Origin of the sequence: Nocardia beijingensis NBRC 16342 (assembly GCF_001612785.1) — a bacterium.
Taxonomy (GTDB): Bacteria; Actinomycetota; Actinomycetes; order Mycobacteriales; family Mycobacteriaceae; genus Nocardia; species Nocardia beijingensis.
In genome coordinates, this window is the sequence record NZ_BDBC01000100.1 from 1 (window position 1) to 296 (window position 296).

A 296-nucleotide genomic window follows, 5' to 3' on the forward strand; every position below is an offset into this window, starting at 1 on the left:
CGAGGGCTACCAGCTGGTGTTGCCCGTGTCCGATCCGCGTGCCGTGCCGGAACTCGTGGTCGAGCAGGCCGGGGAATCCGAGGTGCCCGCACTCGTGTCAGCGGCGGTGACCGAGGGATTCGATGTCACGGTCGCGCCTCCCGTGCGGGTCCGCCTCCTCGCGCTGAGCGAGACGGAACATGTACTGATCTGCGTGGTGCACCACATCGCGGGTGACGGGTTCTCGATGGGGCCGCTTACTCGCGACCTGATGAGCGCCTACGTCGACCGGATGCACGGGGGCGCGCCGGAGTGGT

Annotated in this window: 1 protein-coding gene; it reads left to right on the forward strand. The window is 68.6% G+C overall.

From position 1 onward, the window contains the following. A partial coding sequence (locus NB3_RS33755) for a condensation domain-containing protein (protein WP_157112174.1) occupies window positions 1-296 on the forward strand: 296 nt, incomplete at both ends.